The following is a 16,704-nucleotide window of genomic DNA, read 5'->3' on the forward strand; positions in this document are numbered from 1 at the left end:
TTGGACTGTGTACGACTGTGCGGTGGGGTTCGGGGTCCCGTGGTTAGAAGCCCCTCCGGCCGATACCGTCGAGGTTGACGACAGGGCGCACACCGCGGTGCGTCCTCTTCCGCACGCCTGACGAGGTGGCAAGTGAAGGCTATCCGTCGCTTTACCGTCCGACCTGTCCTGCCCGAACCCCTCCTGCCGCTCAGCGACCTGGCCCGCAACCTGCGCTGGTCCTGGCACACGGAGACCCGCGACCTGTTCCAGTCCGTCGACCCCGAGCACTGGGCCGCCTCGGACGGAGATCCCGTACGGCTCCTGGGCAGCGTGTCGCCGGCGCGGCTGGCCGAGCTCGCCGAGGACCACGGCTTCCTGCGCCGGCTGACCCTGGTGGCGGACGACCTCCGTGACTACGTCACCGGCGACCGCTGGTACCAGGCCCAGCCCGGTGAACTCCCGGCCGCCGTCGCCTACTTCTCGCCCGAGTTCGGCATCACCGCCGCCCTGCCGCAGTACTCCGGCGGCCTCGGCATCCTGGCCGGCGACCATCTCAAGTCGGCCAGCGACCTGGGCGTCCCGCTGATCGGTGTCGGCCTGCTCTACCGGCACGGCTACTTCCGCCAGTCCCTGTCCAGGGACGGCTGGCAGCAGGAGCACTACCCGGTCCTCGACCCCAACGAGCTGCCGGTGGCGCTCCTCAAGGAGTCCGACGGCACCCCCGCCCAGGTCTCCCTCGCCCTCCCCGGCGGCAGGCAGCTGCACGCCCGCGTCTGGCTGGCCCAGGTCGGCCGCGTCCCGCTGCTCATGCTCGACTCCGACGTCGAGGAGAACGACCTCGGCGAACGCGGGGTGACCGACCGGCTCTACGGCGGCGGCAGCGAGCACCGGCTGCTCCAGGAGATGCTGCTCGGGATAGGGGGAGTGCGGGCGGTGCGGACGTACTGCCGGCTCACCGGGCACCCCGCCCCCGAGGTCTTCCACACCAACGAGGGGCACGCCGGCTTCCTCGGCCTGGAGCGGATCGCCGAACTCGGCGACCAGGGGCTGGACTTCGACTCCGCCCTCGAGGCGGTGCGCGCCGGGACCGTGTTCACCACGCACACCCCCGTCCCGGCCGGCATCGACCGCTTCGACCGTGAACTCGTCGCCCACCACTTCGGTGCCGACGCCGAACTCCCGCGCATCGACGTCGAACGCATCCTGCGGCTCGGCATGGAGACCTACCCCGGCGGCGAACCCAACCTCTTCAACATGGCCGTGATGGGCCTGCGCCTGGGCCAGCGCGCCAACGGGGTCTCGGTGCTGCACGGCCAGGTCAGCCGGGAGATGTTCGCCGGGCTCTGGCCGGGCTTCGACCCGGACGAGGTGCCGATCACCTCCGTGACGAACGGCGTCCACGCACCCACCTGGGTGGCCCCCGAGGTGTTCCGGCTCGGCGCCAGGCAGATCGGCGCCCAGCGCACCGAGGACGCGATGACCGTCGGCGGCTCGGAACGCTGGGACGCGGTCGGGGACATCCCCGACCAGGACATCTGGGAGCTGCGCCGCAGTCTGCGCGAGCAGCTCGTCGACGAGGTGCGCGAGCGGCTGCGCGCCTCCTGGCGGCAACGCGGGGCGGGGACGGCCGAGTTGGGATGGATCGACGGGGTCCTCGACCCGGACGTCCTCACCATCGGGTTCGCGCGGCGGGTCCCCTCGTACAAACGGCTGACGCTGATGCTGCGCGACCGGGACCGGCTGATGGACCTGCTGCTGCACGCCGAGCGGCCCATCCAGATCGTGGTCGCCGGCAAGGCGCATCCGGCGGACGACGGGGGCAAACGGCTGGTGCAGGAGCTGGTGCGGTTCGCGGACGATCCGCGGGTACGGCACCGGATCGTCTTCCTGCCCGACTACGGCATGGCGATGGCGCAGAAGCTCTACCCCGGCTGCGACATCTGGCTCAACAACCCGCTGCGCCCGCTGGAGGCCTGCGGCACCTCCGGCATGAAGGCGGCGCTCAACGGCTGCCTCAACCTGTCGGTCCTGGACGGCTGGTGGGACGAGTGGTTCCAGCCCGACTTCGGCTGGTCGATCCCCACGGCCGACGGCGTGGGCACCGAACCCGACCGCCGCGACGACCTGGAGGCCGACGCCCTCTACGAGCTCCTCGAACAGCGGGTGGCGCCCCGCTTCTACGAGCGCGGACAGCACGGTCTGCCCGACCGCTGGATCGAGATGGTCCGCCGGACGCTGACCTTCCTCGGCCCGAAGGTGCTGGCCGGCCGCATGGTCCGCGAGTACGTCGAGCGCCTCTACACGCCGGCCGCGCATGCCCACCGCGCCATGGACGCCGACTCCGCGCGCGAACTCGCCGCGTGGAAGGGGCGGGTGCGGGCCGCCTGGCACGGGGTGAGCGTCGACCACGTGGAGACCTCGGCGGTCACGGCCACCGCGGAGCTCGGCACGACGCTCGGGCTGCGGGTGCGGGTGGGCCTCGGCGAACTGAGCCCGGACGACGTCGAGGTGCAGGCCGTCTCGGGTCGGGTCGATCCGGAGGACCACATCGCCGACGCGACGACGGTCCCGCTGAAGCCCGCGGGCGGCCCCGACCTGGAGGGCCGCTGGGTCTACGAGGGTCCGCTCTCCCTGGAGCGTACGGGGCCCTACGGCTACACGGTCCGCATCCTCCCGGACCACCGACTCCTCGCCTCCAGCGCGGAGTTGGGCCTGGTGGCGGTGCCTTCGGAGGAGGCCGCCGCGGAGGGGGCGGGGGTGCTGTTCCGGTGAGGGACTGGTCGGACTAGTCCTCGGACAGGGGAGCGCACAGCTGCTGGAGCACCTTCCCGCAGCGTCGTGCGTACGCGTTCTGCAGGCCCCGCGTGGCCGGTCCGCCCGCTCGGGCGTACCACTTCGCGGGGCGGCTGAACGCCGAGACCGTCAGCCAGACCGTGCCGTCGCCGGTGCGTTCCACGACGAAGCGTTCCTCGCCGCACTCCGGGTGTCCGGTCAGCGTGCCGTACGCCCAGCCGGCGCGGCGGGACTCCTCGACCGTGTACACGATGCGGCACGGGGCCTTGATCACTCCGGCGAGGGTGACGGTGACGTCGACGTCCTCGGCGGCGCGCGGTGCGCCGGCGTCGATGCCGACGCCCAGCTCGCGGTGCATCTCCCAGGTGAGCACCGCCTCCGACGCTCTGCGGAAGACCTTCTCGCCCTCGCCGATGCGCGTACGCACATGCAGTGGGCGGAAGCCGGGCGGGCAGAAACCGCCGCGGCGGGTGCCGCCGACGTCGTCGTACGTGAAGTCCTCCATGCGCATGGGACACAAGAGTAGGGCGGTACCCGGGAATGCCTTCGTCCCGGGTACCGCCCGCCAACCCCCCTCGGGCTAGCTGACGTTCACGGCCGTCCAGGCCGCCTTCACCGCGGCGTACTCGGTGCTGGTCGAGCCGTAGAGGGCCGAGGCGGCGCTCAGGGTGCCGGTGCGGGCGCCCGAGTACTTCGTGGTGGAGGTGAAGTACGAGGTCAGCGCCTTGTACCAGATCTGCAGCGCCTTGGCGCGGCCGATGCCGGTGACCGTGGAGCCGTTGTACGTCGGCGAGTTGTAGGTCACGCCGTTGATCGTCTTCGAACCGCTGCCCTCGGAGAGGAGGTAGAAGAAGTGGTTCGCGACGCCGGACGAGTAGTGGACGTCCAGGTTGCCGACGGAGGAGGACCAGTAGTCCGCCGAGCCGCCGTCCTTGCTGGGCTTGTCCATGTAGCGCAGCGGGGTGCCGTCGCCGTTGATGTCGATCTTCTCGCCGATGAGGTAGTCACCCGGGTCGGACGAGTTGGCCGCGTAGAACTCCACGCCGGTGCCCATGATGTCGGAGGTGGCCTCGTTGAGGCCGCCGGACTCACCGCTGTAGTTGAGGCCCGCGGTGTTGGCGGTGACGCCGTGGCTCATCTCGTGGCCGGCCACGTCGAGCGAGGTCAGCGGGTCGAGGTTGCTGTCGCCGTCGCCGTAGGTCATGCAGAAGCAGTCGTCGTCCCAGAAGGCGTTGACGTACGAGCTGCCGTAGTGGACCCGGGAGTAGGCCGCGACACCGTCGTTCTTGATGCCGGAGCGACCGAAGGTGTTCTTGTAGAAGTCCCAGGTCACCTGGGCGCCGTAGGCGGCGTCGGCGGCGGCCGTCTGGTCCGTGGTGGAGCTGGAGGCGGCGCCGGTGCCCCACGTGTTGTCCGCGTCGGTGAACAGCGTGCCCGTACCGGAGGACGTGGTGTGCTTCAGGTTGTACGTCTTGTGACCACCGCGGGTGGTGTCGTACAGCTGGTACGTCGACCCCGACAGGTAGGTGTTCAGGGTGACGTTGCCCGAGTACAGCGTCTTGCCGGTGCCGGTCGCGGCGCCCGCGTTCTCGATGGCCTGGTACTCGTAGAGCTTCTTGCCGGTGGCCGCGTCGGTGATGACGTGCAGCGCGTTCGGGGTGCCGTCGTCCTGGAAGCCGCCGACGACGGTCTCGATGGCGAGGACGGGGGTGCCCGAGCCGGCCCAGATGACCTTGCGGGCCTTGTCCGCGGAGGTCTTGTCGGAGCCCGCGGCCTTGGCGGCGGTCAGCGCCTGCTTCTCGGCCTTGGCGGTGGTGATGGCCGGCTTCAGCGAGGCCACCTTGATGGTCGCCTTCGTCGCCTTGGTCACGCTGGCGGTCTTGCCGTCCTTCGTCGCGACGACCAGGTCGCCGCCGAGGACCGGGAGGCCCGCGTAGGTACGCTCGTAGCGGGTGTGCAGCGTGCCGTCGGCGTCCTTGACGACGTCCTTGACGACCAGCTTCTCCTTGGTGCCGAGGCCTATGTTCTGGGCGGTCTCGGCGACGCCGGCCTCGGCCTTCTGGATGAGCGAGACACGGCTGGCGTTCGACAGCGCGGCGGCCGCGGCGGCCGGACGAGCACTGGCCGGGTCCGCCTGGGTCTGGGCGGCGGTGGCCACACCGGTGGTCAGCCCGGTGGCGAGCAGGGCTCCGGCGGCGACAGCGGTCGCGATGGCCAGAGTCGAGCGCTTGTGACGCGCGTAGAGGGGGGTCACACAAGCTCCTTGTGGTGGGGGAGTCCTGGCCCGGCGTGGGGCTGCCGGGCAAGGGGTTGCTGTGAAGTTGTGCGGCGGTTGTGAGGAAGAGTGACATCAAGGCGCGTACATGTCAGGACCCTCAAGTGATGTTGGCTGAAAAACGACCCCCGGGTGAACATTTCCGCAATGTAAACCGAGTTGACCTGGGTAAAGCGGCAATCATCGGTACGTAAGAGGGTGGCAAAAAGAGGGCGCCGCCCCGGGGGATCGAACCACCGGGGCGGCGCCCTGAATTGGGGCCGAGGGGCCGGTCGGGCCCTGCGGTCTACGGGAAGGTCAGCTTCCAGCTGTTGATCGTGCCGACGTCCTGCGCCGCCTGGTCCTGCACCCGCAGCTTCCAGGTGCCGTTGGCCGATTCGGAGGAGGCGTTCACCGTGTAGGTGTCCGTCACGTTGTCCGCCGAGTCCGAGGAACTGAAGTTCTTCAGGCGGTACGCGGTGCCCGACGGGCCGATCAGATCGATGACCAGGTCACCGCGCCAGGTGTGGGTGATGTTGGGCGTCACCTGCAAGTTGGAGGGTGCGTTTCCGGTCCGGCCGGAGACGGTGATCGACGAGGTCACCTGCGGCCCGTTGTCCGGGATCGACACGGGCGTGGTGGACTCGTACGACGTCCCGGTGCCACCGCCACCGCCGGAGCGCGCGCCCACCGCGACGCCCGCCCACGCGTCCTGCACCGCCTTGTACTCGGCCGACGTGGTGCCGTACAGCTCACCGGCGGCCGCGAGGGTGCCGGTGCGGGCGCCCGCGTAGTTGGTGGTGGAGGTGAACTTGGTGGTCAGCGCCCGGTACCAGATCGCCAGGGCCTTGTCCCGGCCGATGCCGGTGACCGGAAGCCCGTCCGCCGTCGGCGAGTTGTAGCTGACGCCGTTGATGACCTTGGCGCCGCTGCCCTCGCTCAGCAGGTAGAAGAAGTGGTTCGCCGGACCCGACGAGTAGTGCACGTCGATCGACCCGATGCCGGAGTACCAGCTGTCCTTGGACGAGCCGTCCTTGCTGGGCTTGTCCATGTAGCGCAGCGGGGTGCCGTCGCCGTTGATGTCGATCTTCTCGCCGATGAGGTAGTCGCCGACGTCGGAGGAGTTGTTGGCGTAGAACTCCACACCCGTGCCGAAGATGTCGGAGGTCGCCTCGTTCAACCCGCCCGACTCACCGGAGTAGTTGAGGCCCGCGGTGTTCGAGGTGACACCGTGGCTCATCTCGTGGCCCGCCACGTCCAGCGAGGTCAGCGGGTCCGCGTTGCCGGAGCCGTCGCCGTACGTCATGCAGAAGCAGCCGTCGTCCCAGAACGCGTTCACGTACGAGTTGCCGTAGTGCACGCGGGAGTAGGCGCCGACGCCGTTGTTCTTGATGCCCGAGCGGCCGAAGGTGTTCTTGTAGAAGTCCCAGGTGACCGCGGCGCCGTAGTGGGCGTCCGCGCCCGCGGTGGCCGCGTTCGACGTGGTGCCGTTGCCCCAGGTGTTGCTGGTCTGCGAGAACAGCGTGCCGGTGCCGGACGTACCGTGGTTCAGGTTGTACGTCTTGTGGTTGCCGCGGTCCCCGTCGGTCAGGTTGTAGTTCGAGCCCGACTGGGTCGTGGTCAGCGAGACCGTGCCGCTGTACTGGGTGTTGCCGGTGCCGGTCGCGTTCTCGATGCCCTGGAACTCGTAGAGCTTCTTGCCGGTGGCCGCGTCCGAGATGACGTGCAGCTGGTTCGGCGTGCCGTCGTCCTGGAAGCCGCCGATGACCGTCTCGTACGCGAGCGTCGGCTTGCCGGTCGCCGCCCAGATCACCTTGCGGGCGCTGTCGGCGGACGCCTTGGTCCCGCCGAGGGCCTTCGCGCGGGTCACGGCCTGCTTCTCGGCGGCCGCCTTCGTGATGTCCGGGGTGACGTCCGAGACCTTGACGGCCGCGTTCGTCGCCTTGATCACGCCCTTGGTGGCACCCGACTTGGCGGTGTCGACGACCAGGTCGCCGCCGAGCACCGGGATGCCCGCGTAGGTGCGCTCGTAGCGGGTGTGGAGGGTCCCGTCGGCGTCCTTGACGACGTCACGGGCGACCAGCTTCTCCTTGGCGCCCAGGCCGATGTCCTTGGCGGTGGCCGCCTTCGCCGCGTCGGCGTCGCGCATCAGCTCGGCGCGCTGCGACGGGGTGAGCTTGACGGCCGCGTGGGCCTTGTTCGTACCGGAGGCCGGGGCGGCGGACGCGGCGCCCGCCTGGACGGCCGCGGCGAGCAGCGCGGTGACGCCGGCGACGGCGACTATGTGGGAGGTGCGTCTGCGAGAGGAACTGCTTCTCAACACTGACTCCTTCTGCGTGGCCACGGGTTTCGCGGCCAGGGGAGATCCGGACGGTGGGTCGACCGTCCGGGCAGAACCGGGTGGAGCTGTGGGGTTGCTGTGTTGAAGCTGTGGGAAGGGTGGCAGGAGATTCGGCCCCTGTCAGGAGCGCGTCAGGAAGTTGGCCGGAAATGGTTCGTTGTCCGGTTGTTCGTGTTCGTTATGCGGACCCGTTGTTGGAACGTGTGCGCTCGTCCCCGTGCCAGGTGTGCCACAGCGCCGCGTACGCCCCGTCCGCCCCCACCAGCTCCTCGTGCGTGCCGAGTTCGGTGAGGAGCCCGTCCTCCATGACCGCCACCCGGTCCGCGTCGTGCGCGGTGTGCAGCCGGTGCGCGATCGCGATGACGGTCCGCCCTTCGAGTACGGCGGCCAGGGCGCGCTCGGTGTGCCGGGCGGTGGTCGGGTCGAGCAACGCCGTGGCCTCGTCGAGGATCAGGGTGTGCGGGTCGGCCAGCACCACCCGGGCGAGGGCGAGTTGCTGGGCCTGCGAGCCGTCGGTACGGCAACCTCCCTCGCCCAGCGCGGTGTCGAGGCCGTCGGACAGCTCCCGCACCCACTCGTCGGCGCCGACCGCGGTGAGGGCGGCCCACAACTCCTCGTCCGTGGCGGCCGGTTCGGCGATGAGGAGGTTCTCCCGGACCGTGCCGAGGAACACGTGGTGCTCCTGGGTGACCAGCACGACCTGACGGCGCAGCTGCTCGGGATCCAGGCCGACGACGGGCACGCCGCCAACGGTCACCGTGCCCTCGGTCGGCGCGTCGACGCCGGCGAGGAGCCGGCTGAGGGTGGTCTTCCCGGCGCCCGAGGGCCCTACGACCGCCAGCCGCTCCCCGGGCCGCACGGTCAGGTCGACCCCGTGCAGCACCTCGCCGCCGCGGTCGTAGGCGTACCGCACTCCGGCGACGTCGATCCGGTCGTCGGCGGGGGCGGGCGACTCCCCGTCGGGTGCGGACCGCGGGGCGGCGGCCAGGCCCTCCACGCGGGCGAACGAGGCGCTGCTGCTCTGTAGTTGCTCGACCCGCATGAGGATCTGGTCCAGCGGTTCGGTGAACTGCCGCAGATACAGGGCCGCAGCGACGACGTCACCGACGCCGACCGCGCCGTGCGCGTGCAGCACGCCGCCGACCAGGAGGACGCCGGCCACGGGGATCGTGTACGACACCTCGACCGCCGGGAAGAACACGGACCGCAGGAACAGCGTGTACAGGCGGGTCCGCCTGGACTGGTCCAGCGCGTCGCGGCTCGCCGTGGTGCGCCGCTCCTGGAGCCGGAACGCCTCCACCGTGCGGGCGCCCGACGCCGTCGCCGCGAGGATCTCGGCGACCTCGGAGGTGGCCGCGCCCTCGGCGAGGTAGCCGTCCCGGGCACGGCGCAGATACCAGCGCAGGGCGAACCAGATCGGGGTCAGGCCGACCACGCCGAACAGTCCGAGCAGGGGGTCGATGAAGAAGACGGCGCCCATGACGAACAGCGCCTGTACGCCGCTGACCAGGAGTTCGGGGCCGACATCGCGCAGCGTGTAGCCGACGGTGCTGACGTCGGCGGTGCCGCGGGCGGTGAGGTCGCCGGCGCCGGCCCGCTCCACGACGGAGGCGGGCAGGGCGAGGGCGCGGTCCACGAACTCCTCGCGGACTCGGGCGAGGGTGCGTTCGCCGAAGCGGTGGCCCACGTAGCGGGCCCAGCGGGCGAGGAGGAGCTGGGCGACGGAGCAGACGAGGATGGCGAGGGCGAGGTGGTCCACTGCGGTCACTCCGCGGCCGGCGCGGACGTCGTCGACGATGCGGCCGAGCAGCCAGGGGCCGCCGAGGCCTGCGGCTGCGGAGAGGGCGTTGAGGGTCAGCGCGGCGGTGAAGGCCCTGCCGTCGGCCCGGATCAGGCGGAGGGAGGCCTTGCGGACGGCTTGGGGTTCGGCGACGGGGAGGTGGGCGGTGGTCACCGTACGGCCTCCTCGGCATCGTTGTCGCGGGCGACGAGGGCCTGGTAGTCGGGGACTTGGGACAGGAGCTCGCGGTGGGTGCCGGTGGCTTCGACCTTGCCGTCGACCAGGTAGTGGACGGTGTCCGCGTGGTCGAGGAGCAGGGGGGACGTTGTGGTTACGACGGTGGTGCGGCCGGTACGGGCGTGTCGGAGCCGTTCCGCGACTGTCGCTTCGGTGTGTGCGTCCAGTGCCGAGGTGGGTTCTGGGGCGAGGAGGACTTCCGGGTTGGCGAGCAGGGCTCGGGCCAGGCGGATGCGTTGGCGTTGGCCGCCGGAGAGGTTGCGGGCGTTGGCGTCGATCGGTGAGTGGATTCCGTCCGGGAGTGCTTGGACGATGTCCTCGGCTGCGGCTGCGTGTAGCGCCTTGGAGAGTGCCTCGGAGTGTTGTGTGGCGGGTGCGGGTTCGTTGTGGCTGGTCGCGCAGTTCCTCGCGCCCCTGAAAGACAAAGACGTTTCCGCGGCGCCCATTACTTCGTGCAGGGGGCCTGCGAAAAGCGTTGCCTCGTTGTCGGCCACCAGGATGCGTGCTCGGATCTCGGCCAGCGGGATTGTGTCCAGTCGTGTTCCGCCCCAGGTCGCCGCCGACGGGGTGTAGCGGCCCAGGCGGTCGATCACGATGGCCGCGTCGCCGGGGCGGGCGGAGACCAGAGCAGTGAGCCGGCCCGGCAACACCCGTACGTCCGACGCCGGGTCGTGGAGGGTGGACGGTTCCGTGGGGGCCGGGGTCGTGCCCTCGTCCGGTTCCGGGGGCAGGTGCAGGAGGCGTACGACTCGACGTGCCGCCACCACGCCCCTGTTGAGGTCGTACGTCATCTGGACGAAGAACGCCACCGGGCCCACCAGGACCGCCGCGTAGCCGTACACCGCCACCAACTCGCCGATGCTGATCTCCCCTTGCGCGGCCAGGCGGGCCGCCAGCCAGGTCACCACGGCGAGGAACAGTGTCGGTAGTCCTACGCCGAGCGCCTGCATCCAGCTGGCCACCGCGCCCACCCGGTAGCCCTGGCGGCGCAGGCGCCCGGAGTCGCGGCGGAAGGCATCCGCGAACAGGCCTTTGCCGCCCAGGCCGTTGAGGACCCGGAGGCCGCCCGCCAGGTCGCCGATGCGGGCGGTGAGTACGCCCTGGCGTTGCCGGTACTCGGTCTCCGCGCCCTGGAGGCGGACGGTCAGGGGGCCCGCGCACAGCACGATCACGGGTACGCCCAGGAGGACGACCGCCGCGAGCTGTGCCGAGACGTTCAGGAGGAGGCCCGCCACGAAGGCGTAGACGACGACCGCGCCGGCGCCGGGGCCGACCACCGTCAGGGCCTGGGAGATCGTCTGGACGTCTCCCACGCCGATCGTCACGACCTCGCCGGCGCCGGCCCGGCGGGACAGGGCGGCGCCGAGCCGTACCGCATGGCCCACGACCACCTTGACCGTGCGGAGGTTGGCGTCCAGCCGTACCCGCGTCATGGTGCGGTGGCGCATGATGCTCAGCCACGCGTTGACCGCCCCGACCACGAACAGCACCAGGGTCCACCAGGCCAGCGTGCCGAGGTGCCCCGCAACCAGTCCGTCGTCGATCGCCCGGGACATCAGGTACGGCGCCGCCGCCATCAGCACCATCCACACGCTGGCCAGCAGCGCGCCGGCGGTGCATCTGCCGAGCTGGCGGCGGACCAGCCACCACAGGTAGTGCCAGCCGCCGCGGCGGTCGGGTGTGCCCGGGTCCTCGTACGCGTCGATCATGTGCCCCCGTCCTGTTCCGTCGTTACGCCAGGCTGTCCCGCCACGCCCGGTGCAGATCCGCGAACCTGCCGGTGCCCGCGACGAGTTCGGCCGGGCTGCCGTCCTCCATGACCCGGCCGTGCTCCATGACCAGCACCCGGTCGGCGATCTCGACCGTGGAGAGGCGGTGCGCGATGACCACGGCGGTACGGCCGCGCAGGACCGTCGACATCGCCCGCTGCACTGCCTGTTCGCCCGGGACGTCGAGCGAGCTGGTCGCCTCGTCGAGGATGAGGACGGCCGGGTCCGCGAGCAACGCCCGTGCGAACGCCACCAGTTGGCGCTGCCCCGCGGAGATACGGCCGCCCCGCTTGCGTACGTCCGTGTCGTACCCGTCCGGCAGCGCGCTGATGAACTCGTGCGCGCCGATCGCCTTCGCGGCCCGCTCGATCTCCTCCCGGGTGGCGTCCGGGCGGCCGATGGCGATGTTCTCGGCGACCGTGCCGGAGAACAGGAACGCCTCCTGCGTCACCATCACCACCCCGCGCCGCAGTTCGGGCACGGCCAGTTCGCGCAGGTCCACGCCGTCCAGGAGGACCCGGCCGTCCGAGGGGTCGTAGAAGCGGGCGAGCAGCTTGGCCAGGGTCGACTTGCCGGCGCCGGTGGTGCCGACGACGGCGACCGTCTGCCCGGCCGGGAGGGTGAGGTCGAAGCGGGGCAGGACCTCGCCGCCGGTGCGGTAGGCGAAGCGGACGCCGTCGAAGACGACCTCGCGGCCGGGGTGCCCGCTCCCGAGTGCCGGGAGTTCCACGGGAGTCGAGGGCTCGGGTACGGAGGGTGTCTGGGCGAGCAGGCCGGCGATCTTCTCCAGGGAGGCCGCCGCGGACTGGTACGCGTTCAGGAACATGCCGAGCCGGTCGATGGGGTCGTAGAGGCGGCGGAGATAGAGGACCGCGGCGGCGAGCACGCCCAGTTCGAGTGAGCCGCTCGCCACCCGGTAGGCGCCCCACAGCACGATCAGCGCGACGGCCGTGTTGGCGACCAGCCGCGAGCCGACGACATAGCGGGCCATCTCCAGGAGGGCGTCGCCGTTCACGCGTTCGTGCCGTTGGTTGAGCTTGCGGAACTCGGCGTCGTTGACCGCCTCGCGGCGGAAGGCGCGGACCGGGCGGATGCCGTTCATCGTCTCGACGAACTTCACGATCACGGCCGCGATCGCGGTGGAGCGGACCCGGTACACCCGTACCGCGCGCCGCTGGTAGAGCCGTACCAGCAGATACAGCGGCACGAAGGAGGCCACCGCCACCGCCCCGAGGCCCAGGTCCAGCCAGAGCAGCATCGCCGAGATGTAGACGAAGGACAGGACGACCGTGACGAGTTCCTGGAGGCCCTCGTTCAGGAGCTCGCGCAGGGACTCGACGTCCGTGGTGGAGCGGGAGATCAGACGGCCGCTCGTGTACCGCTCGTGGAAGTCGATGCTGAGCGCCTGGGCGTGCCGGAAGATACGGCCGCGCAGGTCGAGCAGCACGTCCTGGCTGACCCGGATCGAGGCCAGCACGAACGCGTACTGGAGTCCGCCGGAGACCAGCGCGCACAGGAGATAGCCGACGCCGACCGCGATCAGCGGGCCGTGGTCGTGGTCGCGGAACGCGGGTACGGCGTTGTCGATCGCGTACGCCACGAGGAGCGGGCCCGCCTGGACCGCCGCCTGCTGGAGGAGAAGGAGGAGCGTGGTGAGGGCGGCTCGGGCCTTCAGGGGGGTGAGGAGCGAGCGCAGGAGGGCGGCCGTGGCGCCCGGCGGAGTGGGCAGGACGTCCTTGTCGAAGGGGTCCGTCGACTCCTTGGGGAGCGGGAGGTCCGGCTCGTCGTCGGCGGTCGGGGCGGATGTGGTGGGGGCCGTCATCGGTCGTCCTCCGCTTCCCCGGCGCCGGACATGAGGTGGGCGTACTCGGCGTTCGTGCGCAGCAGTTCGTGGTGCGTGCCGACGGCTGTGATACGGCCGCCGGAGAGGAGGGCGACGCGGTCGGCGAGGAGGACCGTGGAGGGGCGGTGGGCCACGATCAGGGCTGTGGTGTCCGCGAGTACGTCCCTGAGGGCGGCCTCGACTGCGGCTTCTGTGTGGACGTCCAGGGCGGACAGGGGGTCGTCGAGGACGAGGAAACGGGGGCGGCCGACCACTGCCCGCGCGAGGGCGAGGCGTTGGCGCTGGCCGCCGGAGAGGCTGAGGCCCTGCTCGCCCACCTGGGTGTCCGTGCCGTTCGGGAGGGCGTGGGCGAAGTCGGCCTGCGCGACGGAGAGGGCGCGGTCGAGGTCGGCGGCGGTCGCGTCGTCGTCGGCGCCCATGAGGACGTTGTCGCCGACGCTGGCCGAGAAGAGGGTGGGCTCTTCGAAAGCCACGGCGACCTTTGATCGCAGCTCTTCTCGGGACATGGCGGTGATGTCCTCGCCGTCGAGGGTGATGCGGCCGGATGTGAGCTCGTGGAGGCGGGGGACCAAAGCGGTGAGGGTGGTCTTTCCGCTGCCGGTGGTTCCGACGAGGGCCATGGATTCGCCTGGGCGGATGTGCAGGTCGATCTGGTCGAGAACGGGTGGGGACTCTCTGGGGGCGTCGGGATAGCGGAATCGGACGTTGAGGAACTGGAGGCCTTCGTTGTCGGGTGCGGGTGCGTGGGGGCTTGTCGCGCCCCGCGGCGGAGCCGCATATCGACACAGCCCCGCGCCCCTGGAGTCCGCCTCCGGCGGGACATCCATCACCTCGAAGTACCGTTCCGTGGCAGTCGCTGCCTCCTGGCTCATGGCCAGCAGGAAGCCGATTGAGTCGACCGGCCATCTCAGCGCAAGTGCCGTCGACAGGAAGGCCACCAGGGTTCCCGCCGACAAGTCGCCGTTCGCCACCTGGACCGTGCCCAGCACCAGGGCTGCCCCGATCGCGGCCTCGGGGAGCGTCACGATGACGCCCCAGATCACTGCCAGGAGGCTCGCCTTCCGCAGCTCCGTCCCGCGCAGTGTCCGTGACAGGTCCTGGAACGCCCGTGCCTGGCTCCTGTGCCGGCCGAAGCCCTTGATGATGCGGATGCCCAGGACGCTCTCCTCGACCACCGTCGTGAGGTCGCCGACCTGGTCCTGGGCCAGGCGGGCCACGTGGGCGTAGCGCTTCTCGAAGATCACGCAGGTGATCATCACGGGGACGGCGGGGACCAGGATCACCAGGCCCAGGGTCCAGTCCTGGAGCAGCATGATGGTCACGCCGACCAGGATGGTGACGCCGTTGACCAGGAGGAAGGTGAGGGGGAAGGCCAGGAACTGGCGTAGCAGCATCAGGTCCGTGGTGCCGCGGGAGAGGAGTTGGCCCGAGGCCCAGCGGTCGTGGAAGGCGACCGGGAGGCGTTGCAGGTGGCGGTAGAGGTCCGCGCGCATCTCCGCCTCGACGTGCGACAGCGGGCGGGCCACCAGCCAGCGGCGCAGTCCGAAGAGCAGGGCCTCGGTGATGCCGAGCAGCAGGAGGTACAGCGCGCCGAGCCACACGCCGGCCGGGTCCCGGTCGGCCACCGGGCCGTCGACCATCCACTTCAGGACGAGCGGGATGACCAGGCCCACACAGGAGGCGACCACGGCGACCGACGCGGCGGTGAACAGCCGCGCCCGGACCGGCCGGACGTAGGGCCACAGGCGCAGCAGGGTTCGTACGGCTGATCGGTCCTTGGTGGTTGCACGTGTCGTGGGCATCAGCAGTGAGCCTACGGATCGGCACTGACAACGCCCACCGAGTTTTGGCCGGACCGGGATCCGTCCTCGGACCTACGACCTGCGCGTTCGAGGAGCCGTACAGGAGGAGAGGCACGGGTTGTAGGGCGGCATCAACCGATCGGTTGATGCCGCTTCGAGCGCGACGGGCGATGTGGCGGCACCCGGCTTCCCGGGACTGTGAAGCCATGCCTGTCATCGAAGTCAGCGAACTGCGCAAGTCCTACGGGGGCCGGGCCGTCGTCGACGGCGTCTCCTTCGGCGTGGAGGAAGGGGAGATCTTCGGGATCCTCGGGCCGAACGGCGCCGGCAAGACCACCACCGTGGAGTGCGTCGAGGGGCTGCGCGTCCCCGACGGCGGCCGGGTGCGCGTCACCGGCCTCGACCCCGTCGCCGACCACGCGCGCGTGACTCGCGTCCTGGGTGCCCAGCTCCAGGAGAGCGAGCTCCAGCCCAAGCTCACCGTCCGGGAGGCGCTCGAGATGTACGCCTCCTTCTATCCGAATCCGCTGGACTGGGGGCCGTTGGCCGAGCGGCTGGGGCTGAGCGCGAAGCTCGGCACGCGTTTCGGGAAGCTGTCCGGCGGTCAGAAGCAGCGGCTGTTCATCGCGCTCGCGCTCATCGGCAATCCCCGGGTCGTCGTCCTGGACGAGCTGACCACCGGGCTCGACCCGCGGGCCCGCCGGGACACCTGGGCGCTGATCGAGGACGTCCGGGCCGGCGGAGTGACGGTCCTCCTCGTCACGCACTTCATGGAGGAGGCACAGCGGCTGTGCGACCGGATCGCCGTGATCGACAAGGGGCGGGTGGCCGCCCTGGACACCCCGGCCGGGCTGATCCGGCGTTCGGCGGGCGCCACCGTCATCAGCTTCACGCCGTCCGCGGCGCTCGACGACCGTGACCTCCAGGCCCTACCCGGGCTCGCCTCCGTCGAGCACCGGGACGGCCGGATCACGCTGGCCGGCACCGACGAGACGGTCAACGCGGTCATCACCCTGCTCGCCCGCCACCGCGTCACCGCCCACCAGCTCCGCGTCGTGGACGCCACGCTCGACGACGCCTTCCTCGACCTGACGAAGACCGACACCAAGGAGCCGGCGTCATGAGCACAGCCACCGCAGTGCGGACCGGCGGCACGAGCGCCGCCGTTCTGAAGACCGAGGTCCGCCTCTTCCGCCGCGAACCCGGCGCCATCTTCTGGATCCTGCTCTTCCCGACCCTGCTCCTGGTGATCCTCGGCTCCATCCCGGGCTTCCGGGAGCACCAGGCCGACCTCGGCGGCCTGCGCACCATCGACGTCTACGTCCCGGTGGCCGTACTCCTCGGCATGATCGTCGGCGGGCTCCAGTCGATGCCGCAGACCCTCACCGGCTACCGCGAGCGCGGCATCCTGCGCCGCATGGCCACCACCCCGGTCCGCCCCCGCGCCCTGCTCGCCGCGCAGATGGCGGTGTACGGCGGCTCGGCCCTGGCGTCCGCGCTGCTCGCCCTCGCGGTCGGACGGCTCGCCTTCGACGTACGACTGCCGAAGCAGCCCTTCGGATACGGCCTCGCACTCGTCCTCGCCGTCCTGGTCGCCCTCGCCCTCGGATCGGTGGTGTCGGCACTGTCCCGTACGACGAAGATCGCGGGCGCGATCGGATCGGCCGTGTTCTTCCCGTCGATGTTCTGCGCGGGCGTGTGGCTGCCGGTGCAGTCCATGCCGCACCTGATGGCCAGGATCGTCGGGTACACACCCTTCGGGGCGGCGGCCGAGGCGCTGAACCGGGCGGCGGCCGGGCACTGGCCGGGCTGGTCCCACCTGGGTGTGCTGGTGGTGTGGATCCTGCTGCTGACGGGTGCCGCCGGCCGCTGGTTCCGCTGGGAGTAGGGGCGCGGCCGTGCA

The 16,704-nt window shown here is 70.8% G+C and carries 10 protein-coding genes; 3 read left to right on the forward strand and 7 right to left on the reverse strand.

Features of this window, described 5'->3' with window-relative positions; translation table 11 throughout:
- Positions 1-132: 132 nt before the first annotated feature.
- Positions 133-2,754, forward strand: coding sequence for a glycosyltransferase family 1 protein (locus tag ACQEWB_RS33985; protein ID WP_432837836.1), 2,622 nt, complete (start codon positions 133-135; stop codon positions 2,752-2,754).
- 13 nt (positions 2,755-2,767) lie between these two features.
- On the opposite strand, the gene ACQEWB_RS33990 is transcribed toward ACQEWB_RS33985, so the two are convergent.
- The 7 genes from ACQEWB_RS33990 to ACQEWB_RS34020 all read right to left on the reverse strand — a co-directional run bounded on the left by ACQEWB_RS33990 (position 2,768) and on the right by ACQEWB_RS34020 (position 14,801).
- Positions 2,768-3,286 carry a DUF1990 domain-containing protein gene (locus ACQEWB_RS33990; protein WP_432837838.1) on the reverse strand — a complete coding sequence of 173 codons (519 nt, stop codon included), beginning with the start codon at positions 3,284-3,286 and terminating at the stop codon, positions 2,768-2,770.
- Between the two features lie 69 nt (positions 3,287-3,355).
- Positions 3,356-5,029 carry a M4 family metallopeptidase gene (locus ACQEWB_RS33995; RefSeq protein WP_432837840.1) on the reverse strand — a complete coding sequence of 558 codons (1,674 nt, stop codon included), beginning with the start codon at positions 5,027-5,029 and terminating at the stop codon, positions 3,356-3,358.
- A 307-nt stretch (positions 5,030-5,336) separates the two neighbouring features.
- Positions 5,337-7,349, reverse strand: a complete 2,013-nt coding sequence (locus ACQEWB_RS34000) for a M4 family metallopeptidase (protein WP_432837842.1) — start codon at positions 7,347-7,349, stop codon at positions 5,337-5,339.
- A 199-nt stretch (positions 7,350-7,548) separates the two neighbouring features.
- A complete protein-coding gene (locus ACQEWB_RS34005; protein WP_432837844.1) occupies positions 7,549-9,324 on the reverse strand; it encodes an ABC transporter ATP-binding protein in 1,776 nt (591 codons plus the stop codon).
- Positions 9,321-11,096, reverse strand: a complete 1,776-nt coding sequence (locus tag ACQEWB_RS34010) for an ABC transporter ATP-binding protein (protein WP_432837847.1) — start codon at positions 11,094-11,096, stop codon at positions 9,321-9,323. Before ACQEWB_RS34010 ends, ACQEWB_RS34005 begins: the two co-directional genes overlap by 4 nt.
- Positions 11,097-11,118: 22 nt before the next feature.
- Complete coding sequence (locus ACQEWB_RS34015; protein ID WP_432837849.1) at positions 11,119-12,978, reverse strand: ABC transporter ATP-binding protein; 1,860 nt, start codon at positions 12,976-12,978, stop codon at positions 11,119-11,121.
- Positions 12,975-14,801 carry an ABC transporter ATP-binding protein gene (locus tag ACQEWB_RS34020; protein WP_432837851.1) on the reverse strand — a complete coding sequence of 609 codons (1,827 nt, stop codon included), beginning with the start codon at positions 14,799-14,801 and terminating at the stop codon, positions 12,975-12,977. The genes ACQEWB_RS34015 and ACQEWB_RS34020 overlap by 4 nt, the downstream gene beginning before the upstream one ends.
- Before the next feature lie 206 nt (positions 14,802-15,007).
- Here ACQEWB_RS34020 and ACQEWB_RS34025 point away from each other — a divergent pair, with 206 nt between their 5' ends.
- The gene (locus ACQEWB_RS34025; protein ID WP_432837854.1) at positions 15,008-15,925 is read left to right on the forward strand and encodes an ATP-binding cassette domain-containing protein; all 918 of its coding nucleotides are present in this window, start codon (positions 15,008-15,010) and stop codon (positions 15,923-15,925) included.
- A complete protein-coding gene (locus tag ACQEWB_RS34030; RefSeq protein WP_432837856.1) occupies positions 15,922-16,689 on the forward strand; it encodes an ABC transporter permease in 768 nt (255 codons plus the stop codon). Before ACQEWB_RS34025 ends, ACQEWB_RS34030 begins: the two co-directional genes overlap by 4 nt.
- Positions 16,690-16,704 lie beyond the last annotated feature (15 nt).

Source organism: Streptomyces sp. CA-249302 (assembly GCF_050936785.1).
In the GTDB taxonomy this organism is placed as follows: Bacteria; Actinomycetota; Actinomycetes; order Streptomycetales; family Streptomycetaceae; genus Streptomyces.